Raw genomic sequence first — 20,188 nt, 5'->3', positions numbered from 1 at the left:
TCCCCGCTGCGCCATGTGACATATTACCGGCGTGACCCCTCGACCCAGCGGTGACGTCGTGGTCGTCGGCGCCGGCATGGTCGGCGCCGCCTGCGCGCTGTACGCGGCCCGTGCCGGGCTGGAGGTGATCCTGGTCGACCGCGGCCCGGTGGCGGGCGGGACGACCGGCGCGGGCGAGGGCAACCTCCTCGTCTCCGACAAGGAACCCGGTCCGGAACTCCGACTGGCGCTGCTGTCCGCCCGGTTGTGGCGGGAGCTGGCGCGGGAGGGACTCGGGGAGGCCTTCGAGTACGAGGCCAAGGGCGGGCTGGTCGTGGCGTCGAGCCCGGACGCTCTCGCCTCGCTCGCGGTTCTCGCGGCCGGGCAGCGGGCGGCCGGGGTGGAGGCCGTGCCGGTCGACGGGCACCGGCTACGGGACCTGGAACCGCACCTGGCGTCCGGGCTCGCCGGCGGGGTGCTGTATCCGCAGGACGCCCAGGTGATGCCCGCGCTCGCCGCCGCCCACCTGGCGCGGGCGTCGGGCGCGCGCCTGGAGACCGGCCGCACGGTGACGCGGATCCTGCGCGGCCGGGACGGCGCGGTCCGGGGCGTGCGCACCGACCGGGGCGACCTTTCGGCGCCGGCCGTGGTGAACGCGGCCGGCACCTGGGGTGCCGACGTCGCCGCTCTGGCGGGGGTGACGCTGCCGGTGCTGCCCCGCCGTGGCTTCGTGCTGGTCACCGAGCCGCTGCCGCCACGGGTGCGGCACAAGGTGTACGCCGCCGACTATGTGGCGGACGTGGCGAGCGACTCGGCCGCGCTCCAGACCTCGCCGGTCGTGGAGGGCACCGCCGCGGGTCCGGTGCTGATCGGCGCGAGCCGTGAGCGGGTGGGATTCGACCGGTCCTTCTCCCTCCCGGCCGTGCGCGCCCTGGCGGCGGGCGCCACCCGGCTGTTCCCGTTCCTGGAGCGGGTGCGCGTGATCCGCACCTATGCCGGGTTCCGCCCCTACATGCCCGACCATCTGCCGGCCGTCGGCCCCGACCCGCGCGTGCCCGGACTGTTCCACGCCTGCGGGCACGAGGGGGCCGGCATCGGACTGGCCACGGGCACCGGCCTGCTGATAGCGCAGTGCCTGACCGGGACGCGCCCCGAGCTGAATCTCGCGCCGCTGCGCCCCGAGCGGTTCGACGACCCCGGACACCCTGACCGCCGCACCGAGGAGACCGCCCCGTGGACCCGTTGACACCGGCCCGCACCGGCCCGGACGCCCCGTTCACCGTCCTCTTCGACGGCCGGGAGATCCGGGCGCTGCCGGGGCAGAGCATCGCCGCCGCCCTGTGGTCGTCCGGAGTGACGGCCTGGCGCACCACCCGGGGCGGGGGGCGCCCGCGCGGGGTGTTCTGCGGGATCGGCGTGTGCTTCGACTGCCTGGTCACCGTGGACGGCCGTCCCAACCAGCGGGCCTGTCTGGTGCCGGCCGTGCGGGGCGCCGACGTCCGCACGCAGCGGGGGACGGGCCACGATGACCGACACGAGGACTGAGAGGACCGCGGTGCTGGCGGTGGTCGGCGCCGGTCCGGCCGGGCTGGCCGCCGCGCTGGCGGCCGCGTCCCGCGGTGTGCGCGTGCTGCTGCTCGACTCCGCCCCGGCGGCGGGCGGTCAGTTCTACCGGCAGTCCGCCACCGGGCCCGGTGGACCGGGCGGGCCCGGACCGCGCGTGCCCGCGCACCAGCGGCGCACCTGGGACCGGCTGCGGACCGCGCTGGACGCGCATCTCGCCGCCGGCCGGGTCGTGCACCTGAGTGAGCGTCATGTGTGGTGCCTGGAACGGGAGTCGGGCGGCTTCGTGGTGCACGCGCTGCTCGGTCCGGAGCAGGAGGAGTCGTCGGCGGTGCGCGCCGACGCCATGCTGCTCGCCACCGGCGGCTACGAGAAGGTCCTGCCGTTCCCGGGCTGGACGCTGCCGGGCGTGGTGACCGCGGGCGGCGCGCAGGCCCTGACGAAGGGCGGTCTCGTGCTGCCCGGCCGCACCGCGGTGGTCGCGGGCTCGGGTCCGCTGCTGCTGCCCGTGGCCGCCGGCCTCGCGGCGGCGGGCGCCCGGGTCGCCGCCCTCGTCGAGTCGGCCGGCCCCGCGGGCTTCGCCCGCCGCGCCGGGACCTGGGCGACGACGCCCGTGAAGCTCGCCGAGGGCGCCGCGTACGCGGGCCGGCTCCTGCGCGGGCGGACCACGGTGATGACCCGTCACATGGTGGTGGCCGCGCACGGCGGGGAGCGCCTGGAGGCGGTCACCGTCGCCGCGTCCGACGCCGGCGGCGGGCCGGTTCCCGGCTCCGAGCGGCGGCTGGTCTGCGACGTGCTCGCCGTCGGCCACGGACTGCTGCCGCACACCGACCTCGCGGCGGGCCTCGGCTGCCGCCTCGACGGAACGGGCGTCGAGGTGGACGACGAGCAGCGCACCGACGTCCCCGGCGTGTGGGCCGCGGGCGAGACGACGGGCGTCGGCGGCGCGGCCCTGTCGCTGGCCGAGGGGCACATCGCCGGCCGGTCGGCGGCCGCGAGACTCACGGGGAGGATTCCCGACCCGCGCGGTTGGGCGGCGGCCGCCCGGTCCCGCGCCCGGCTGCGGAGGTTCTTCGCGGCGCTGGAGGCCGCGTACGGCGACCCGCCCGCGCGGTGGCCGGAGCGGGTCGCCGACGACACGGTCGTGTGCCGCTGCGAGGAGGTCACCGCCGGCGCCGTCCGCGAGGCCGTGGGCACGCTCGGCGCGGGTGATCTGCGCACGGTGAAGCTGCTGACGCGGGCCGGGATGGGCTGGTGCCAGGGCCGGATGTGTGAACCCGGAGTGGCGGGCGTCGCGGGCTGCGCGCTCACCCCGGCGCGCCGGATGCCCGCACGGCCCGTCCCGCTCGGCGTGCTCGCCGCGCCGCCCGATCCCACGACGCCCCGGTGACCTGTCACGTTCCGTACCGCGAAGGGACTTCCGCATGACCACCCCCTGCGACCGCCCCGCCCCCGCCGGGCACCCCGTCCCCGCCCCCGGCGTCCTCGACCGCCCGGACCCGGTCCCCGCCCCCGCGCGGCGGCCCTGGCACGGCGTCCTCGTCGCGACCGCGCTCCCGCTCGACGACAGGCTGCGCGTCGACTACGACCGGTACGCCGAGCACTGCGCCTGGCTGGTGGCGAACGGCTGCGACGGCGTCGTCCCCAACGGGTCGCTGGGCGAGTACCAGGTGCTCACGCCCGAGGAGCGCGCCCGCGTGGTGGAGAGCGCCGTCGCCGCGGTCGGCGGGGACCGGGTGATGCCCGGAGTCGCCGCCTACGGCTCGGCCGAGGCCCGTCGCTGGGCGGAGCAGGCGGCCGGAGCGGGCTGCACGGCGGTGATGCTGCTCCCGCCCAACGCCTACCGCGCCGACGAGCGGGCCGTGACGGCCCACTACGCGGAGGTCGCCGCCGCGGGTCTGCCGGTCGTGGCGTACAACAACCCCGTCGACACCAAGGTCGACCTGGTGCCCGAACTGCTGGCCCGGCTGCACGGCGAGGGACTCGTCCACGCCGTCAAGGAGTTCTCCGGCGATGTCCGCCGCGCCTACCGGATCGCCGAACTGGCCCCCGGACTCGACCTGTTGATCGGTGCGGACGACGTCGCGCTGGAACTGGCCGTCGCGGGCGCCAAGGGGTGGGTGGCCGGGTACCCCAACGCGCTGCCGAAGGCGTCGGTCGCGCTGTACCGGGCGGCCGTGGCGGGCGATCTGGCGACCGCGCTCCCCCTGTACCGGCAGCTCCACCCGCTGCTGCGCTGGGACTCGCGGGTCGAGTTCGTGCAGGCGATCAAGCTGTCGATGGACGTCGTGGGCCGGTACGGCGGCGGTTGCCGGCCGCCGCGGGTCCCGCTGCCGCCCGAGCAGGAGGCCGCGGTCCGCGCGGCCACCGAGAAGGCGGTCGCCGCCGGACTGGCGTGACGCCGCGACGCGTCAGGAACCGCACAACGTACCGAACAAAGGGATCACACGAGGGGACTTCATGCGCAGCAAGCTCGTCCTGCACGCCGTCGACTCGCACACCGAGGGCATGCCCACCCGCGTGATCACCGGCGGCGTCGGCGTCGTCCCCGGCGCGACGATGAACGAACGGCGGCTGTACTTCCGCGAACACCGCGACGACGTCAAGCGGTTGCTGATGAACGAGCCGCGCGGCCACGCCGCGATGAGCGGCGCGATCCTCCAGCCGCCCACCCGGCCCGACTGCGACTGGGGGGTCGTCTTCATCGAGGTCTCCGGCTACCTGCCGATGTGCGGACACGGCACGATCGGCGTGGCCACCGTGCTCGTCGAGACGGGCATGGTCGAGGTCGTCGAACCGGTCACGACGATCCGGCTGGACACGCCCGCCGGGCTCGTCGTCGCGGAGGTGGCGGTCGAGGACGGCGCCGCCCGGGCCGTGACCCTGCGCAACGTCCCCTCGTTCGCGGTCGGCCTGGACCTCGAGGCGACGCTGCCCGACGGCCGGACGGTGACGTACGACCTGGCCTACGGCGGCAACTTCTACGCCATCCTGCCGCTGGAGGAGTTCGGGCTGCCCTTCGACCGCGCCCGCAAGGACGACATCCTGCGGGCCGGCCTGTCGCTGATGGACGCGGTCAACGCCGGGGAGGAGCCGGTCCACCCCGAGGATCCGTCCATCCGCGGCTGCCACCACGTCCACCTGTACGCGCCGGGCGCCACGGCCCGCCGTTCCCGGCACGCGATGGCCATCCACCCCGGCTGGTTCGACCGCTCGCCCTGCGGCACGGGAACGAGCGCGCGCATGGCCCAGCTGCACGCGCGCGGCGAACTGCCCCTGCACACCGAGTTCGTGAACGAGTCCTTCATCGGCACCGAGTTCACCGGCCGGCTCCTGGGCACGACGGAGGTGGCCGGCCGTCCGGCGGTCCTGCCCAGCTTCACGGGACGCGCCTGGATCACCGGGACGGCCCAGTACCTGCTGGACCCGGCGGATCCGTTCCCGGCCGGGTTCGTGCTCTGAGGCGGCCGCCCCGCGCGGCCCCGGTGGCACGTGACATGGCACAGTGCACTGGTCCGCAGTGACACGCCGCCGTTTCCCCGAGGAGAGACACCATGGCCGCCGCCCGGCGTACCAGCAGCGAGACCCCCACCGCGCCGGGCGTGCCCGCCGCACCCGCCGCCCCGACCGCGGCTCCGCCGGCGCTGCCGGTGCTCGGGGGCAGGCGCAGCAGCTACCGCGAACGGGTCGCCGACGCCCTGCGCGCGGCCCTGATCGCGGGCGAACTGCGGCCCGGCGAGGTGTACTCGGCGCCGGCGCTGGCCGCCCGCTTCGGCGTCTCGGCCACTCCGGTGCGCGAGGCGATGCTGGACCTCGCGAAGGAGGGCGTGGTCGCCGCCGTCCCCAACAAGGGGTTCCGGGTCACCGACGTCTCCGACCGGCAACTGGACGAGTACACCCAGGTCCGCGCGCTCATCGAGATCCCCACCGTGGCGGCGCTGGCCACGAGCGCCGACCCGGTGTCGCTGGAGGCGCTGCGCCCGGCCGCCCGCGAGATCGTCACCGCCGCCGTGGCGGGCGACCTCATCGCCTATGTGGAGGCCGACACGCGCTTCCATCTCGGCCTGCTCGCCCTGGCCGGCAACGCGCACCTCGTCGAGGTGGTGCGCGAACTGCGGGGCCGGGCCCGCCTGTACGGCCTCACCGCGCTCAGCGCGTCGGGGCGGCTGCTGGCCTCGGCCGAGGAGCACCTGGAGCTGCTGGACGCGCTGCTGGCCCGCGACGAGCGGGCGGTGCGCGAGGTGATGACACGGCATCTGGGGCATGTGCGGGGGCTGTGGGCGTCCGCGCCCGAGTAGCGCCCCCGGCCCACGGCCCCCGCCCCCTCCTGGCGACGGCCGCTCCTGGCGGCGGCCGCTCCGGGCTGCGGCCGCCGCCTTTTGTCCCTGTGATCCTTGTCGCTGTCGTGGGAGGCGTGGCGGGAGTGCCGATCGGGCATGCAACTGCCCGTATGCGAAAGGGCGGTGTCGAAACTGTGGGGGAACGTGTGAGCCGGTGCGTGATCGGCGCGGGTCTGTCGGGGCTGGCGACCGCGCACGCGCTGAAGTCGGCCGGGCTCGACTTCGTCTGTCTGGAGCAGGCGTCCGACGTGGGCGGTCTGTGGCGGCAGCCGGAGGCGGGCGAGCGCGGGCCCGGGTATCTGTCGCTGCACCTGAACACCAACAAACGGCTCACGGGGTACGCCGATCACCCCATGCCGGAGTCGTACCCGGTGTATCCCCGGCACAGCGAGGTCGCCGCCTATCTGCGGTCGTTCGCCGAGTGGGCCGGTCTGCTCGACCACATCGAGCTGGGGACGACGGTCGAGTCGGTGCGGCGCCGGGCCGACGGAGCGTGGACGGTGGTCAGCCGGGACGCCCACGGCACGCGCGCGGAGCGGGAGTTCGCGGAGGTGATCGTCGCCTCGGGACACAACACCGAGCCGGTCCGGCCTCCCGCACCGCCCGGCGCCGACCGGTTCCGGGGGACGATCCTGCACGCGCTGGACTACCGCGACGGAAGCGACCACGCGGGACGGCACGTCGTCGTCGTGGGGCTCGGCGCGTCGGCGGTCGACATCGCGGCCGACGTGTCGCGCCATGCCGCCCGGACGGTGCTCTCGGTGCGCCGGGGACTGCACATCCTGCCCAAGCAGGTCTTCGGCATGCCCCTCGACGACGTCGCCGAGGCCCCGTGGTGGACGGCCATGTCCCTGGAGGAGCAGCGCCGGTTCATCGAGCAGGCGCTGCTCGTCGCCCGCGGCAGGCTCTCCGACTACGGTCTGCCCGAGCCGGACCACCGGATCTTCTCCTCGGCCGTCACCATCTCGGACGAGATCCTCACGCGCATACGCCACGGCGCGGTCACCCCCAGGCCGGGCATCGCCTCCCTGGAGGAGGACCGGGTGGTCTTCACCGACGGCACGGCGGTCCGCGCCGACACGATCGTCCAGTGCACCGGGTACCGCATGGCGTACCCGTTCCTTCCGGCGGGGACTCCGATCGGCGCCCAGGGCGCGGTCGAGCTGTACAAGCGGGTGGTCGCGCCCGACCATCGCGGGCTGTACTTCATCGGTCTGGTCCGCCCGCACGGTTCCGTCACCCGTCTGGTGGAGGCGCAGGCGCGCTGGGTGGCCCGGCTGTCCGCGGGCAGGGCGGCGCTGCCGGAGCCGGAGGTCATGCGCAAGGAGATCGCCGGCCATCTGGCCGGTATCGCCGACCAGTACGGCCTGACGCAGGGCGCGTCGATCCAGGTCAACGTGGCGCCCTATCTGGAGGAACTCCGCCAGGAGTGACGTCTTCGGCGGGGGTGCGCGCCCCGCCGGGTGACGCCGTGCCTGCCGGCGGTGGGCCGAAGCGGCCGCCCGGCGGTCGGGGCGGCCGTCCGGTCACGTCCCGACGGGTCCTCGTGCCGTGGCCCGGCCCGGTGGCGGTCCGGTCACGGCACGGCGGGCTGCGGCACGGCCTGCTGCGGCACGGGCGACAGGACGGCGACGGCCGGGGAGCCCGCGTGCCGGGCGGCCGGGGCGGGAGCGGGGACGGGGCCGGGCGCGGGCGGCCTGACCTCGTACGCCTCCGAGGAGAGGTACGTCGTCACGCGCGGCGGGCGGCCGTGCTGGTGGGCCACTCCCAGGTAGGCGACGAGTCCCACGCCGTCCTCGGGCCGCCGTTCGGTGAGCGCGGCCGGGGCGCGGAGCACCGGGGCCGGGTCGAGTCCGTAGCGGCCGAGCAGGGTCGCGGCCCGCACCAGCGCCTCGCCGTCGTGCGGGGCGTGGTCCCGCACCGGGACGTACAGGGTGAAGCCGCTCGGCCGTGCGGCGCCGGTGTCGGTGAAGGCGTGGCAGGTCTGCACGGGACGGCGGACGACCCGTGGCCCTGCGCCGTCCTTCCCGGCCGGGACGCCGTGCGCGCCGGATACGGGTCCGCCCGGCGCGCTCGCGCCGTCGTGACCGGCGGCGATGCGGAAGAAGTCCTCGATCTCGGCCGGGTCCGGCCCGCCGTCCATCCGGCACAGGGCCCCGGCCTCCGTGGCCGACAGATCGTCGTGCGCGAGGTAGACCTTGGCCCGCGGCTCGGCCCAGTCGCCCAGGTCCAGGGCGAAGAACAGGTGCCGGTCGCTGTCGGGCAGCGACGCGAACGCCTGCCGGTGCCCGAGTCGCTTCAGCGCCTTGCGGACGGTCTTCGCGGCCCGTTCCGGTCCCGAGGCCGCGGGGTTGAGGTAGACCTTGACCTTGGGGACGCCGCCGGGGCGCAGTTCCAGCGCGATCCACAGTGCCAGGGGGCCGTGCGGGGACGCCGGGAAGAAGAGGTCCTCCAGTTCGTCGAGGCGCTCGGTGGTGAAGCCCCAGCGCCGGCCCATGTCGCGGAGCACGCGCAGGCCGGTGCGGCCGTTGTGCGCCAGGTCGGGCTCGCCGGCGCCGGGTTCGATCAGCACGCGCAGGCTCGGTGCCGCGCCGGGTTCGCAGGAGACGGAGAACTCCACCGGCGTGTGGTCGTCGGAGAGGAAGCTCCGGCTGGGCGCCGGCAGGGCGAGAGGGCGTGGCGCCACGGGGCCCAGGGCGTCCACGAGGATGCGTGCGTATCTCTTGGTGTCGGCGGGGGACAGTCCCACGTGCTCGCCCAGTCGCAGTAACTGGCGGGCGGCGTGTCCGCCGAGCGTGCCCGCCGGCGGGACGCCCTTGCCACCCGGTCGGAGGGCGGTCACCCGGCATCAATCCCTGCGAGGGGGGCGACAAGAAGATACCCGCCTGGGGAGGCGGGTATCAGGGGGTGTGCGGCGATGGGGCGTTGTATGAACACGGCGCCGGTGGATATGTGGTCCACGACACCTCCTCTGTCTCGTGAGCAACACGGAATGCCGTGTCCCTCACTACCCATGAGGCTGAAACGTCATGCAACGGTGGAGAGTTGACGGGTGTTGTGTGAATCACCTCGTGAGCCAGTTGAGGAACTGGCTCCACACGCCTCCGCGTTCTCCTCGGCCGCGTGCCGGGCCCTGCTCGCGCTGCGACGGCGTCTCGTCGCGGGCTTCGGGGGCGGGCCGGGCCGCGGCCCGCACGGGGGTGAACTTGGCGGGCAGGACGGTCAGTCCGCGGTTGAAGGGGCCCGGCCGCCAGGTCAGGCTCTCCGTCGGCACGGCGAGTTCGACGTCGGGCAGCTTGTTGAGCAGGTTCTCGATGGCCGTCACGGTGATCTGCCGGGCCAACTCCTTGGACGGGCAGGCGTGCGGGCCGGCGCTCCAGGCGAGGTGGGCGCGGTTGCTGCCCGCCTGGCGGGCCGCCGTCAGCGCGGGACCGGTGTTGGCCGCCGCGAAGCTGACCAGCATCAGGTCGCCGGCCTGCACCTTCTGTCCGGCAAACTCCATGTCGGACGTGGGGTAATGAGGCGCGAGGTTCTGCATGGGAGGGTTCTCCCACAGCGTGTCGTCGATCGCCTCGTCGATCAGACCGCCCTGGTTGGCGTACGCGTCGTGGGTGAGCAGCCGCTGAAGGGTGTTGCCGATGAGGTTGCGCAGGGGTTCGTTGCCCGCCACCAGCAGCAGGGCGATCTGGTGCATCAGCTCCTCGTCGGTGAGCCTGGACTGGTGCTCCATCAGCCACGAGGGGACGTCGTCGCCGGGCTTGACGCGCTTGAGCGCCACCAGCTCGCTGATGGCCCCGAACATCACCCCGACGGCCTGTTCGGCGTTGACGCCGTCGAACATGCCGGTGATGCCGAACACGACCCGGTCGCCGATGTCGGCGGTGCAGCCGAACAGTTCGTTGAACACGAACAGCGGCAGCTGCTTGGCGTAGTCGCCGAGCAGGTCGGCCGATCCGCGCGCACCGAACTGCGAGATGAGGTAGTCGGAGACCTGCGCGGTGCTCCTGCTCAGCCTGCGCGAGTCGACGCGGGCCATGCTGTCCGTGATGGCCTGACGCAGCCTCAGGTGCTCGGCGCCGTCGCTGAACATGGCGTTGGGCCGGTACGCGAGCAGGGGCGCGACCGGGCTGTCCGGGGACACCCGGCCCTCGTTGAGGTCGCGCCAGCGGCGCGCGTCCTTGCGGAAGGACCCGGAGTCCTGGAGGAGTTGGAGCGCGGTCGCGTAGTCGGTGACGAGGGTGGCCTCGACTCCCGGGGCGAGCTCCACGGGCGCGGTGGGCCCGTAGTGGCGCAGGTAGGAGTAGTAGGCCTGGGGGTCGGCCGCGAACTCCGGTCCGTGCAGCGGCACTCTGCCGCCGGGCTGGTGCGCCGGGCACCCGGGCGGGGGCACGGGTGCGGTGGGTCGGTCCATTTCTGCTCCCTAGTGGGCACGGTCCTGCAAGTGGCGGACGAGCGTGATGAGGGCCTCGGCCGACGACTTCTCGTCCCGTGCGTCGCAGGTGACGACGGGGGTGTCGTCGAGCAGGTCCAGCGCCTCGCGCAGGGCCAGCTCGTCCCGCAGCGGCGAGCCGTCGAAGTGGTTGACGGCGATCGCGTAGTCGAGTCCGTACTGCTCGATCAGGTCGATCACGGCGAAGGAGTCCGCGAGCCGCTCGGGGTCGACCAGCACCAGCGCGCCGAGCGCGCCGCGTGCCATGTCCTCCCACATCTGCACGAAACGCTGCTGGCCGGGCGTTCCGAAGAGGTAGAGCACGACGCGGTCGCTGATCGTCAGGCGTCCGAAGTCCATGGCGACCGTGGTGGTCGTCTTGCCCTGGACCCCTTTGAGGTCGTCGACGGACTCGGCCGCCCGCGTCATCGTCTCCTCGGTGGACAGCGGCTCGATCTCGGAGATCGCCCCGATGAACGTGGTCTTGCCGACCGCGAAGTGGCCCACGACCAGGATCTTCACCGCCGTCTGGGTCGCGCCGCCGCGGACGTAGGCCTGCTCATCCAAACTTGGCCCTGAGACCATTCAGCACCTCCTCCAGGATGTCCCGGTCGGCGAGGGGCGCCCGCTGCACCGGTGGCCGGGTGACGAGGTAGCCGCCTTCGGTGAGGGCGGCGAGCAGGATCTTCACCACGCCCAGGGGCAGTTGGGTGTGCCCGGCGATCTCGGCGACCGAGAGGTAGCCGGCCTCGCACAGCTCCAGCAGGTTCTGTTCCTCGGGCGACAGACGGGTGGGCCGCTGCTGGTGGTCGGCGGCCGCCGTGACCAGGGTGATGAGGGAGAGCTGCTCCTCGTCGGGCAGTCCGCGTCCCTTGGTGATGACGTACGGACGCACTAACTCCGGTGTCTGGGGCTCCAGTTCGTCGAAACCGGTCATGACCGCACGCCGAGGTTCTCGCGCGGCGGCGTGGTCAGCGCCTTGCCGAGCTGGCCGACGAGCTGCTGCATCCGGAAGGTGATGTCCGCCATGTCGACGTCGGGCGAGGCGGACACGCCGAGGTAGGCGCCCTCTCCCGCGGAGATCAGGAAGACCCAGCCGCCGTCGAACTCGACGAGGGTCTGGCGCCACTTCTGGGTGGCGTCCTCGCAGAAGAAGGCGAGCGAGCGGCTGAGCGACTGCACGCCGCTCATCGCCGCGGCCACGCGGTCCGCGTCGTCCTTGCCGAAGTCCTGCGTGCGTGCCATCAGCAGGCCGTCGGCGGATATCAGGACTGCGTGCAGGGCCCCGGGGATCTCCAGGGCGCTGTCAAGCATCCATGACAGGTCGTCGTTCACGAGAACTCATGCCCTTCGCTGCTTGCACCACGGGTGCTGCTCGACTGTTCCGCGGGATCCGTCTGCGAGGCCCGGCCGGAGCGGGTGCCGCGCTGGAACGCGCCCATGATCGCCGCCGTCTCCGCGCCGGAACGCGAGGGGCCGGGGGCGGTCGACGCGCTGCCGGGCACGATGGCCATCGGTCGCTTGCGGCGCCGCCTGGGCAGGCCGTCGGAGGTGGCGCTCGCGGTCAGCCCTGCCTCCGGGCCCCCGCCTGCGGGAGCGGCCTGGGCGGCGGGGGCGACCGGAGCCGGCTCCTTCTGCTCCGGCGCGTTGGTGAGCAGGTCGTGCGGCAGGAGGAGGACCGCCCGGACGCCTCCGTACGGGGAGGTGGAGTCCACGGACACCTCGAAGCCGAAGCGCTCGCTGAGCACGCCGATCACCGCGAAGCCGAACTGCGGCGGGTTGCCGAGGCCGGAGACGCCGGAAACGCGTTCGCTCGACAGGAGTTTCTCGGCGCGGGCGCGTTCTTCGTCGTTCATGCCCACACCGGCGTCGTCCACGACGATGCAGATGCCCTTGGGGACGGTGCGGATGTTGATCTCGACGACGGTGTCCGGGCTCGAATAGCTCGTGGCGTTGTCGAGGAGTTCCGCGAGGGCCAGCGCGACGGGTTCGACGGCTCGGCTGGTGATGCCGAAGTCGACCTGGGAGAGGATCTCCACCCGGCGGTAGTGGCGGACCCTGCCCTGCGCGCTGCGGACGACGTCGTAGACCGAGGCGACGTCACGCTGACGTCCCAGCCAGCCGTCGCAGAGCACGGCGATGGACTGGGCACGGCGACCGAACTGGGAGTTGGTGTGGTCGATTTCCAGGAGGTCCTGGAGAATCACCGACTCACCGTATTTGCTCTGCAACCGGGAAACGATCAACTGCTGTTCCGCGGCGAGGCCCTGAAGCGTCCGCATCGCGGACTTGAGGACCGTCTTCGTAGCCTCTTCGGCTCTTTCCTGAGCTGCCTCGACGGATTTCGCGTACCCGTTCTCGAGCTCGGCGTGACGAGCCCGGAGATCTGCGAACTCCTGCCTTGACGTGCGCGCCGCCCTGCGCTGACGAATGATCAGGGCGACGGCGACGACCAGGGCGACGAGGAGAGCCCAGAGTACCGGGTTCTGTATGTAATCAGTCATAAGACTCTCTTCAGGCGACTGACGGCCAGTTGCTGAATTCCCGTCAATTGCGGGTGGACCGGCGGACCGCCCGCATCGGGAGTGACCGCCCGGACTGTCCCCGTAGTCGGAGATGTCGTCTTGCACCCATCCGCCCGCTCTACAAGCGAGCGTGATCGTATCACCACAAGAAGCGGCCACAGACCGCCAATATCGGGACGGAGCTGAACATTGACGGATCGTCAGCGATTGCGGCGAGTACCGCGAAGAGGGCCGTGAACGACCGGACGGCAGCTCCCGAACGGCGTCGCGACCGGACCCGGCAACGGCACGCCGGCCGCACGGTGAACGGCCGCGGACGGCGACATGAACAAGCGGTGTGAACCATTAGGTGAACGGTGAAGTGAACGCCGACGCGAACGGCGATGTGAACGGCGATGTGAACGGCGGGACGGCACAACCGATAAACGGGCTTCCGCGACATTCGGGCGGCAATACAGACGGAAACAACAAAACCCGCACCCGGCGTGACGCCGAATGCGGGTATCCATGGATCACCGAGCGGAATCCGCTCGACACGGAGAGTGAAAAGTGTCCGAGGGGGGACTTGAACCCCCACGCCCGATAAAGGGCACTAGCACCTCAAGCTAGCGCGTCTGCCATTCCGCCACCCGGACCAGGTGTCTGCCGTCGCGAGACTTGCCCCGCGGCGACATGGACAACGATACCAAGCTTTCGGAGTGCCTTTCACCTGCATATCCGCTGGCCGGGCCGGTGCGCGCGAGCGGCGGCGGCCCCGGCGGCTGCGGCCTCCGGCGGGGGCAGGACGCAGAGGAGCCGGCCTGCCCCCTCCCCGGCCGGCTCACGGGCAGCGGACGACCTGGCCCGCGTACGACAGGTTGCCGCCGAAGCCGAAGAGCAGCACCGGGTCGCCGCTGGAGACCGCGCCCTGCTCCACGAGCTTGGAGAAGGCGAGCGGGATGCTGGCGGCGGAGGTGTTGCCCGACTCGACGACGTCGCGTGCGACGACAGCGTTCACCGCGCCGATCTTCTGGGCGAGGGGTTCGATGATGCGCAGGTTCGCCTGGTGCAGGACGACGGCCGCGAGGTCCTCGGGGGCCAGCCCCGCCCGTTCGCAGGCCTGACGGGCGAGCGGCGGCAGCTGGGTCGTGGCCCAGCGGTACACGCTCTGCCCCTCCTGGGCGAAGCGCGCCGGCTGGCCCTCGATGCGCACCGCGTGCCCCATCTCGGGCACCGAGCCCCACAGCACGGGCCCGATGCCGGGCGCGACGCCGTCGGGGCAGGCCTCGACCACGGCGGCGCCCGCTCCGTCGCCGACCAGCACACAGGTGGTGCGGTCGCTCCAGTCGGTCACCTCGGACATCTTGTCGGCGCCGATCACCAGGGCACGGGTCGCGGCGCCCGCCCGGACGGTGTGGTCCGCGGTGGCCAGGGCGTGGGTGAACCCGGCGCAGACGACGTTGACGTCCATCGCGGCCGGCCGCGGGACGCCGAGGCGGGCGGCGACGCGGGCCGCCATGTTGGGCGAGCGGTCGACGGCCGTGGAGGTGGCGACCAGGACGAAATCGATGTCGGCCGGCGTGAGGCCCGCCGACGCGAGGGCCTTGGCGGCGGCGTGCGCGGCCAGCTCGTCCACCGGCTCGTCGGGGCCGGCGATGTGGCGCGTGCGGATGCCCACCCGGCTCCTGATCCACTCGTCACTGGTGTCGACCAGGCCCGCCAGTTCCTCGTTGGTGAGCACCTTGGCGGGCTGGTAGTGGCCGACGGCGGCGATGCGCGAGCCGTTCATCTGGGGGGTCCCCTCGTTGCCTTGGGTAGCGGGATCCTCCAGTCTGATCAGTGACTCACGGGTAGGGGGGCGCGTGAAGCGACAGGAATACGGTGTCGGGGTTGTCGGCTTCCCCATAGGTCTCGGACGCCCGGACAACCGTCGCACGCACGCGCGGCGAACACGCGCCCCACGGCTTCCGCCACCCGGTGAACGGCTGCGTCGCCTTCCGTACGAGCTCGTACGGACCGCAGGCGAGCGGCGCTCCCGCCCACAGCCAGGAGAAGAGGATCAGCGGGCGCCGGTCCGGCTGCGGGCTCGGGCTGCGGCTGCCGTGTACATCTCGCCGCCCCGCACGCGGTTGCTCCGCACGCCCTGCGGGGAGCGGGCTGCGGTCCGGTGTTGCGTGTGCAGGACAATGGGGCGGTGAAGGTCACCTCGCCGCACGACGGCCCGGTGGCCCACGGCGGTCTCCGCATCGAGGGCCGTTTCGGCTGCCAGCACGTACAGAACCGGGGCTGATCACGACATGGGACGAGTCACCGAACGGCGCAGAGTGATCCGTATCAGGGACGGGGCGGTCAGCACCCGGCCCGACACCCTCGTGGCCGAGGAACCGCTGGAGATCCGTCTCAACGGCAGGCCGCTCGCCATCACCATGCGCACCCCCGGCGACGACTTCGCGCTGGCGGCCGGCTTCCTCGTCAGCGAGGGCGTGCTGGCCGAGGCGTCGGACCTGCTGAACATCGTGTACTGCGCCGGAGCGACGGCCGACGGCGTCAACACCTACAACGTGGTGGACGTGCGGACCGCCCCCGGCGTGCGGATCCCCGACATCACGCTGGAGCGCAACGTCTACACCACGTCGTCGTGCGGCCTGTGCGGCAAGGCCAGTCTGGACGCGGTCCGCACGACGGCCCGCTGGCCGATCGCCGACACTCCCCCGCTGCGGGTCGGGCCCGAGCTGCTGGCGAGTCTCCCCGACCGGCTGCGCGCGGCCCAGCGGGTGTTCGACCGGACCGGGGGGCTGCACGCGGCGGCCCTGTTCTCCGAGGACGGCGAACTGCTGGACGTGCGCGAGGACGTCGGCCGGCACAACGCGGTGGACAAACTGGTCGGCCGCGCCGTGCAGAGCGGGGACCTCCCCCTGTCCCGGACGATCCTGCTCGTCTCGGGCCGGGCCTCCTTCGAGCTGGCGCAGAAGGCCGTGATGGCGGGCATCCCGCTGCTCGCGGCGGTCTCGGCGCCCTCCTCCCTGGCCGTCGACCTGGCGGCGGAGACGGGACTGACGCTGGTGGGCTTCCTGCGGGGCGCCTCCATGAACGTGTACACGGGTGAGGACCGCATCGCCCTGCGGACCGCGGCCACCGGCTGAGGGCCGCCCACGCGGGGACGGCGGGGACGGTCCGCGTCCCGTCCGGCGCGCCGGGGCGGTGGCCTGCGCCGGGACGGGCGGTCCCGGCCGCTCACGCGGTGGCGAACCGCACCTCGGCCGCGCGCGTGACGGTCCCGAGCCGGGGGAAGTCCAGGCGCACGGACGCGTCGTGCTCGGCTCCGGTCAGGGCGGACATCGCGTCCTCGACGAAGACCAGGTCGTAGCCGAGGTCGCCGGCCGCGCGGGCGGTGGACTCGACCCCGAGATTGGTGGCGATGCCGCCGAGGACGAGGGTGCCGACGCCGCGCTCGCGCAGCCGCGCGTCGAGGTCGGTTCCCTGGAAGGCGCCGATGGTCCGCTTGACGACCACCAGGTCGCCCTCCGCGGCGAGCCCCTCGACGAGAGAGCTGCCGGGCGGCTGCTCGGCGACGCCGGGACGCTCGACCCGGACGAGGACGACGGGAGCGCCCGCCGAGCGGAACGTCACCGCCAGTTCACGGGCCGTCCGCAGCACTTCGGCGCCCTCGCGGGGCTCCAGGGGCAGGGCGACGATGCGGTCCATCAGGTCGACGAGGACGAGGGCGGTGCGCGCGGGATCGAGCGCGGGGAGTGCGGTCATGACGGAAACGCTATCCACCGTCAGCGGTCCGTGCCGGAGATCTTGGCCAACAGGGCCGTGAACCGGTCCCGTTCGCCCGCGGTGAGCGGGGCGAGCAGCGCGTCGTTCGCCTCCCGCGCGGCCCGTTCGCAGCGCTCCAGCAGCCGTTCGCCGTCCGTGGTGAGGGAGACGGCGTTCTTGCGGCGGTCGTTCGGGTCCGGCTCGCGCACGACGAGGCCCGCGGACTGCAACTCGTTGAGGACGCCGACCAGGTCCTTCGGGTCCAGCCCGACGGAGCGGCCGAGGTCGGCCTGGGCCACGGGGGCGAGGTCGCGCACGGCGCAGAGCACGACGTGGGACCACATCTTCACGCCTTCGACGGCGAGGGCGCCGGCCACCAGCGAGCGTCCCCGCGCGGCGGCCCGGCCGAGCAGCCAGCTGGGCAGGGAGCGGATCGCGGCAAGGGGCGCTTCGGACATGGCCGCACCCTACCAAATTCATTGGCCTTCCCAACGATACGTGGATATCGTTGGTGCTCCCAACGAATCGTGGAGGTGCGATGCGTCGCGTCCGGTACGAGTCCACCGGCGGCCCGCTGTTCCTGGAGGACGTACCGCTGCCCCCGCCCGGCCCGGGTGAGCTGCTGCTGCGGTGCGAGGCGGTCGGCGTGACCCTGCCCGTCGTCCGCAAGGTCGCCGAAGCGGCGCAGCCGGTCCCGCTCGGGGGCGAGGTCGCCGGGCGGGTCGCGGCCGTGGGCGGCGGGGTCGACGGGTTCCGGGTCGGCGAGCGCGTCACCGGCCTGTGCTTCGGCCACGGCTACGCCGACTTCGCACTCGTGCACCGGACGATGGCCTCGCCCGTCCCCGACGACGCGAGCGCGGTCGACGCCGTGGCCCTGGTCCGCAGCGGGCTCGTCGCGCTGGGCGCGTTGACCGCCGCGCGCCCCGAGCCCGGCGAGAGAGCCCTCGTCACCGCCGCGGCGAGCGGCGTCGGTCACCTCGCCGTGCAGCTCGCCGCGGCGCGCGGGGCGGCCCGCGTGGTGGGCGCCGTGTCCGATCCGGCGAAGGCGGCGTTCGTGCGGGGCCTGGGCGCCGACGAGGTCGTCGCCTACGACACGGACGACTGGGGCGCCCCCGCCGACTACGTCCTGGACGCGGTCGGCGGCGACCTGCTCACGCCCGCCGTCGCCGCCCTCGCGCCGGGCGGACGGCTGGTGGCGTACAGCTCGGGCGGCGGGACCGTCCGGGCGTACGACCTGCTGGTGGGCGCCAAGTCGGTGATCGGCTTCCAGATGGCCCAGGTGGCGCGCGGGAAGCCGCAGTTGTACGAGCAGTGGCGGCGGGAGCTGTGGCGGCTCTTCGCTCAGGGCGCGCTGAAGCCGTCCGTGCACGGCGAGTTCGCCCTGGAGGACGCCGCCGAAGCGCACGCGGCGATCACCTCCCGACGCAACCTGGGAAAGGTGGTCCTCGTGCCGTGACCCGCGCGGCGCACCCGCACGGCGCACGGCCGGCACCCCGTGGCCGTCAGGCCGCCGCCCGAGTCCTGTCGCCGCCGGCCTGCTCGTCCGCGCGGTCCAGGGGGTCCCGGGCGCGGCGCTTGGCGATGACCGCGCACACCATCAACTGCATCTGGTGGAAGAGCATCAGCGGCAGCACCGCGAGGGAGGCGTGCGCGCCGAACAGGACGCTCGCCATGGGCAGTCCGGACGCCAGGGACTTCTTCGAGCCCGCGAACTGGATGGCGACGCGGTCCCCGCGGCCGAAGCGCAGCGCCTTCGCGCCGTACCAGGTCAGGGCGAGCATCACCGTGAGCAGCACCGCCTCGACGACGAGCAGGCCGCCCAGCCGCACGGCGCTCACCTGGTGCCAGACGCCGCGGTTCACGCCCTCGCTGAACGCGGTGTAGACGACCAGCAGGATCGCGCCGCGGTCGACGAGTCCGAGCACCTTCCTGTGCCGGGCGACGAAGCCGCCGATCCACCGGCGCAGCAACTGCCCCGCGACGAACGGCACGAGCAGTTGCAGCACGATCTCCACCAGCGAGTCCGTGGAGAAACCGCCGCCGCTGCCGCCGAGCACGGCGGCGGCCAGCAGCGGGGTGACGACGATGCCGGCCAGCGAGGAGAAGGACCCCGCGCAGATCGCGGCGGGCACGTTGCCGCGCGCGATGGAGGTGAAGGCGATCGACGACTGGATCGTCGACGGGACGAGGGTGAGGAAGAGCAGCCCCTGGTAGAGCGGGTCGGTGAGAAGGACCGGGACGAGGCCGCGCGCGGCGAGACCGAGCAACGGGAAGATCACGAACGTGCAGACCAGGACGGTCACGTGCAGGCGCCAGTGCCTCAGCCCGTCCATCGCCTCACGGGTGGACAGCCGGGCCCCGTAGAGGAAGAAGAGGAAGGCGATCGCGGCCGTGGAGGCGCCGGAGGCCACGTCGGCGGCGGCGCCGCGCGCCGGGAACAGCGCCGCGATCCCGACGGTGGCGAGCAGCAGCAGGATGTAGGGGTCGACCGGCATCCGACTCGGCCAGTGCAGGCGTTTCACGGGGCTCCACATGCGATTCGACGGGCGTGCGCCGGGCCCGGAGGCCCCCTCCATGGTCCCCCGCGGCCCCGTGATCGGGAATCCGGCACACCGCTCTCACTGTCATCACGCACCGCGATGACGGCGGGTACCGTTGCCGGTGTGTACGACCCCTCCCAGCTGCGGACCTTCCTCGCCGTGGCGCAGACGCTGAGCTTCACCCAGGCCGCGCGGCGGCTGGGGCTGCGCCAGTCCACCGTCAGCCAGCACGTGCGCCGGCTGGAGGACGCGACCGGGCGGACCCTGTTCACCCGGGACACGCACTCCGTGGAGCTGACGGAGGACGGCGAGGCGATGCTCGGCTTCGCGCGCCGGATCCTGGACGTCCACGAGCAGGCGACGGCGTTCTTCACCGGCACCCGGTTGCGGGGGCGGCTGCGCTTCGGCGCGTCGGAGGACTTCGTGCTCACCCGGCTGCCGGAGATCCTGGAAGGCTTCCGCTCCGACCATCCCGAGGTCGACCTGGAGCTGACGGTGGAGCTGTCGGGCACCCTGCACGAGCAACTGGCCGCGGGGAGACTGGATCTCGTGCTGGCCAAGCGGCGCCCGGAGGACCCGCACGGCGAGCTGGTGTGGCACGACGACCTGGTGTGGATCGGCGCCGAGCGGTTCCGTCTGGACGCCGACCGGCCGGTGCCGCTGATCGTCTTCCCCCCGCCCGGCATCACCCGTGCCCGGGCCCTGGAGGCGCTGGAGCGGCAGGGGCGGCCCTGGCGGATCGTGTGCACCAGCGGCAGCCTGAACGGGCTCATCGCCGCGGCTCGGGCGGGGCTCGGCGTGATGGCCCACTCGCGTGGTCTGATTCCGCCCGGCCTGGTGCGGCTCCCGGACCGGGCGGGGCTGCCGGAGCTGGGGCGCGTCGACTTCGTGCTGGCGCACGGCCGTCGGCGGCCCTCCGCCCAGGACGCGGCCGACGCGCTGGCGGCGGCGGTCCTCGCCGGCGGCGACCGCCTGCACCGCCGCCCGACGACGGCCCGCCGCCCCGGGCCGCGCCCTGCTGACGACTGACGGCTGCCGACTGCCGGGTGCCGGCTGCTGGCTGCCGGCTGA

The 20,188-nt window shown here is 73.4% G+C and carries 20 protein-coding genes, 1 tRNA gene and 2 pseudogenes; 11 read left to right on the top strand and 12 right to left on the bottom strand.

All coding sequences use genetic code 11. The features are described from left to right. The first annotated feature begins 31 nt into the window (after positions 1-31). The 7 genes from OG802_RS29290 (at position 32) to OG802_RS29260 (ending at position 7,315) form a co-directional block, all read left to right on the top strand. A complete protein-coding gene (locus OG802_RS29290) occupies positions 32-1,225 on the top strand; it encodes an NAD(P)/FAD-dependent oxidoreductase (RefSeq protein WP_329415262.1) in 1,194 nt (397 codons plus the stop codon). Beyond that, positions 1,213-1,524, top strand: coding sequence for a (2Fe-2S)-binding protein (locus OG802_RS29285; RefSeq protein ID WP_329415260.1), 312 nt, complete (start codon positions 1,213-1,215; stop codon positions 1,522-1,524). Before OG802_RS29290 ends, OG802_RS29285 begins: the two co-directional genes overlap by 13 nt. Further along, positions 1,505-2,932 (top strand): NAD(P)/FAD-dependent oxidoreductase, encoded by a 1,428-nt coding sequence (locus OG802_RS29280; RefSeq protein WP_329415257.1) that lies wholly within the window; start codon positions 1,505-1,507, stop codon positions 2,930-2,932. Before OG802_RS29285 ends, OG802_RS29280 begins: the two co-directional genes overlap by 20 nt. 34 nt (positions 2,933-2,966) lie before the next feature. After that, entirely contained in the window at positions 2,967-3,941 is a 975-nt protein-coding gene (locus OG802_RS29275) for a dihydrodipicolinate synthase family protein (RefSeq protein ID WP_329415256.1), read from the top strand. Between the two features lie 61 nt (positions 3,942-4,002). Next, a complete protein-coding gene (locus tag OG802_RS29270) occupies positions 4,003-5,004 on the top strand; it encodes a proline racemase family protein (RefSeq protein ID WP_329415254.1) in 1,002 nt (333 codons plus the stop codon). Between the two features lie 92 nt (positions 5,005-5,096). Further along, the gene (locus OG802_RS29265; protein ID WP_329415253.1) at positions 5,097-5,840 is read left to right on the top strand and encodes a GntR family transcriptional regulator; all 744 of its coding nucleotides are present in this window, start codon (positions 5,097-5,099) and stop codon (positions 5,838-5,840) included. Between the two features lie 188 nt (positions 5,841-6,028). After that, positions 6,029-7,315 carry a flavin-containing monooxygenase gene (locus tag OG802_RS29260; protein ID WP_329415252.1) on the top strand — a complete coding sequence of 429 codons (1,287 nt, stop codon included), beginning with the start codon at positions 6,029-6,031 and terminating at the stop codon, positions 7,313-7,315. Positions 7,316-7,458: 143 nt separating this feature from the next. On the opposite strand, the gene OG802_RS29255 is transcribed toward OG802_RS29260, so the two are convergent. From OG802_RS29255 to OG802_RS36020, 9 genes and pseudogenes are all read right to left on the bottom strand, one after another. After that, positions 7,459-8,724 carry a tryptophan dimethylallyltransferase family protein gene (locus tag OG802_RS29255; RefSeq protein ID WP_329415250.1) on the bottom strand — a complete coding sequence of 422 codons (1,266 nt, stop codon included), beginning with the start codon at positions 8,722-8,724 and terminating at the stop codon, positions 7,459-7,461. Between the two features lie 222 nt (positions 8,725-8,946). Further along, complete coding sequence (locus OG802_RS29250) at positions 8,947-10,293, bottom strand: cytochrome P450 (protein WP_329415248.1); 1,347 nt, start codon at positions 10,291-10,293, stop codon at positions 8,947-8,949. Between the two features lie 9 nt (positions 10,294-10,302). Next, complete coding sequence (locus tag OG802_RS29245) at positions 10,303-10,896, bottom strand: GTP-binding protein (protein WP_190153081.1); 594 nt, start codon at positions 10,894-10,896, stop codon at positions 10,303-10,305. Further along, a complete protein-coding gene (locus OG802_RS29240; RefSeq protein ID WP_329415243.1) occupies positions 10,871-11,248 on the bottom strand; it encodes a DUF742 domain-containing protein in 378 nt (125 codons plus the stop codon). The genes OG802_RS29245 and OG802_RS29240 overlap by 26 nt, the downstream gene beginning before the upstream one ends. After that, complete coding sequence (locus tag OG802_RS29235) at positions 11,245-11,646, bottom strand: roadblock/LC7 domain-containing protein (RefSeq protein WP_329415240.1); 402 nt, start codon at positions 11,644-11,646, stop codon at positions 11,245-11,247. Before OG802_RS29235 ends, OG802_RS29240 begins: the two co-directional genes overlap by 4 nt. Further along, on the bottom strand, positions 11,643-12,815 hold the full coding sequence (locus tag OG802_RS29230) for an ATP-binding protein (protein WP_329415237.1): 1,173 nt from the start codon (positions 12,813-12,815) through the stop codon (positions 11,643-11,645). Before OG802_RS29230 ends, OG802_RS29235 begins: the two co-directional genes overlap by 4 nt. A gap of 571 nt (positions 12,816-13,386) precedes the next feature. Next, a tRNA-Leu gene (locus OG802_RS29225) sits at positions 13,387-13,471 on the bottom strand. Positions 13,472-13,656: 185 nt separating this feature from the next. Further along, on the bottom strand, positions 13,657-14,604 hold the full coding sequence (locus OG802_RS29220) for a beta-ketoacyl-ACP synthase III (protein ID WP_329415235.1): 948 nt from the start codon (positions 14,602-14,604) through the stop codon (positions 13,657-13,659). A gap of 184 nt (positions 14,605-14,788) precedes the next feature. Continuing rightward, positions 14,789-14,908: pseudogene (locus tag OG802_RS36020) on the bottom strand (MFS transporter small subunit); the annotation flags it as partial. 56 nt (positions 14,909-14,964) lie between these two features. Here OG802_RS36020 and OG802_RS29215 point away from each other — a divergent pair. Both OG802_RS29215 and fdhD read left to right on the top strand, forming a co-directional pair. Further along, positions 14,965-15,105 (top strand): annotated as a pseudogene (locus tag OG802_RS29215) (2Fe-2S iron-sulfur cluster-binding protein); the annotation flags it as partial. Between the two features lie 7 nt (positions 15,106-15,112). Beyond that, entirely contained in the window at positions 15,113-15,958 is an 846-nt protein-coding gene (gene fdhD / locus OG802_RS29210) for a formate dehydrogenase accessory sulfurtransferase FdhD (RefSeq protein WP_329415234.1), read from the top strand. Positions 15,959-16,049: 91 nt separating this feature from the next. On the opposite strand, the gene OG802_RS29205 is transcribed toward fdhD, so the two are convergent. After that, a complete protein-coding gene (locus OG802_RS29205; protein ID WP_329415231.1) occupies positions 16,050-16,577 on the bottom strand; it encodes an isochorismatase family protein in 528 nt (175 codons plus the stop codon). Positions 16,578-16,597: 20 nt separating this feature from the next. After that, positions 16,598-17,035, bottom strand: coding sequence for a MarR family winged helix-turn-helix transcriptional regulator (locus OG802_RS29200; RefSeq protein WP_329415228.1), 438 nt, complete (start codon positions 17,033-17,035; stop codon positions 16,598-16,600). Positions 17,036-17,115: 80 nt separating this feature from the next. Here OG802_RS29200 and OG802_RS29195 point away from each other — a divergent pair, with 80 nt between their 5' ends. After that, a complete protein-coding gene (locus OG802_RS29195) occupies positions 17,116-18,033 on the top strand; it encodes a quinone oxidoreductase family protein (RefSeq protein ID WP_329415225.1) in 918 nt (305 codons plus the stop codon). A gap of 46 nt (positions 18,034-18,079) precedes the next feature. Here the strand turns inward: OG802_RS29195 and OG802_RS29190 are convergent, their stop codons facing one another. After that, a complete protein-coding gene (locus OG802_RS29190; RefSeq protein WP_329415223.1) occupies positions 18,080-19,099 on the bottom strand; it encodes a bile acid:sodium symporter family protein in 1,020 nt (339 codons plus the stop codon). A 141-nt stretch (positions 19,100-19,240) separates the two neighbouring features. On the opposite strand from OG802_RS29190, the gene OG802_RS29185 reads away from it, so the two are divergent. Further along, positions 19,241-20,146 (top strand): LysR substrate-binding domain-containing protein, encoded by a 906-nt coding sequence (locus tag OG802_RS29185; protein WP_329415221.1) that lies wholly within the window; start codon positions 19,241-19,243, stop codon positions 20,144-20,146. Positions 20,147-20,188 lie beyond the last annotated feature (42 nt).

This window comes from Streptomyces sp. NBC_00704 (assembly GCF_036226605.1).
In the GTDB taxonomy this organism is placed as follows: Bacteria; Actinomycetota; Actinomycetes; order Streptomycetales; family Streptomycetaceae; genus Streptomyces.
The sequence above is the reverse complement of the archived record's forward strand: the minus strand, read 5'-3'. Positions and strand labels throughout refer to the sequence as shown.

Excerpts from the sequence above, each read along its gene's own strand:
- OG802_RS29280 (WP_329415257.1), top strand. The coding sequence starts at position 1,505 with ATGACCGACACGAGGACTGAGAGGACCGCGGTGCTGGCGGTGGTCGGC.
- OG802_RS29275 (WP_329415256.1), top strand. The coding sequence starts at position 2,967 with ATGACCACCCCCTGCGACCGCCCCGCCCCCGCCGGGCACCCCGTCCCC.
- OG802_RS29270 (WP_329415254.1), top strand. The coding sequence starts at position 4,003 with ATGCGCAGCAAGCTCGTCCTGCACGCCGTCGACTCGCACACCGAGGGC.
- OG802_RS29265 (WP_329415253.1), top strand. The coding sequence starts at position 5,097 with ATGGCCGCCGCCCGGCGTACCAGCAGCGAGACCCCCACCGCGCCGGGC.
- OG802_RS29250 (WP_329415248.1), bottom strand. The coding sequence starts at position 10,293 with ATGGACCGACCCACCGCACCCGTGCCCCCGCCCGGGTGCCCGGCGCAC.
- OG802_RS29245 (WP_190153081.1), bottom strand. The coding sequence starts at position 10,896 with ATGGTCTCAGGGCCAAGTTTGGATGAGCAGGCCTACGTCCGCGGCGGC.
- OG802_RS29240 (WP_329415243.1), bottom strand. The coding sequence starts at position 11,248 with ATGACCGGTTTCGACGAACTGGAGCCCCAGACACCGGAGTTAGTGCGT.
- OG802_RS29230 (WP_329415237.1), bottom strand. The coding sequence starts at position 12,815 with ATGACTGATTACATACAGAACCCGGTACTCTGGGCTCTCCTCGTCGCC.
- OG802_RS29220 (WP_329415235.1), bottom strand. The coding sequence starts at position 14,604 with ATGAACGGCTCGCGCATCGCCGCCGTCGGCCACTACCAGCCCGCCAAG.
- fdhD (WP_329415234.1), top strand. The coding sequence starts at position 15,113 with ATGGGACGAGTCACCGAACGGCGCAGAGTGATCCGTATCAGGGACGGG.
- OG802_RS29205 (WP_329415231.1), bottom strand. The coding sequence starts at position 16,577 with ATGACCGCACTCCCCGCGCTCGATCCCGCGCGCACCGCCCTCGTCCTC.
- OG802_RS29200 (WP_329415228.1), bottom strand. The coding sequence starts at position 17,035 with ATGTCCGAAGCGCCCCTTGCCGCGATCCGCTCCCTGCCCAGCTGGCTG.
- OG802_RS29195 (WP_329415225.1), top strand. The coding sequence starts at position 17,116 with ATGCGTCGCGTCCGGTACGAGTCCACCGGCGGCCCGCTGTTCCTGGAG.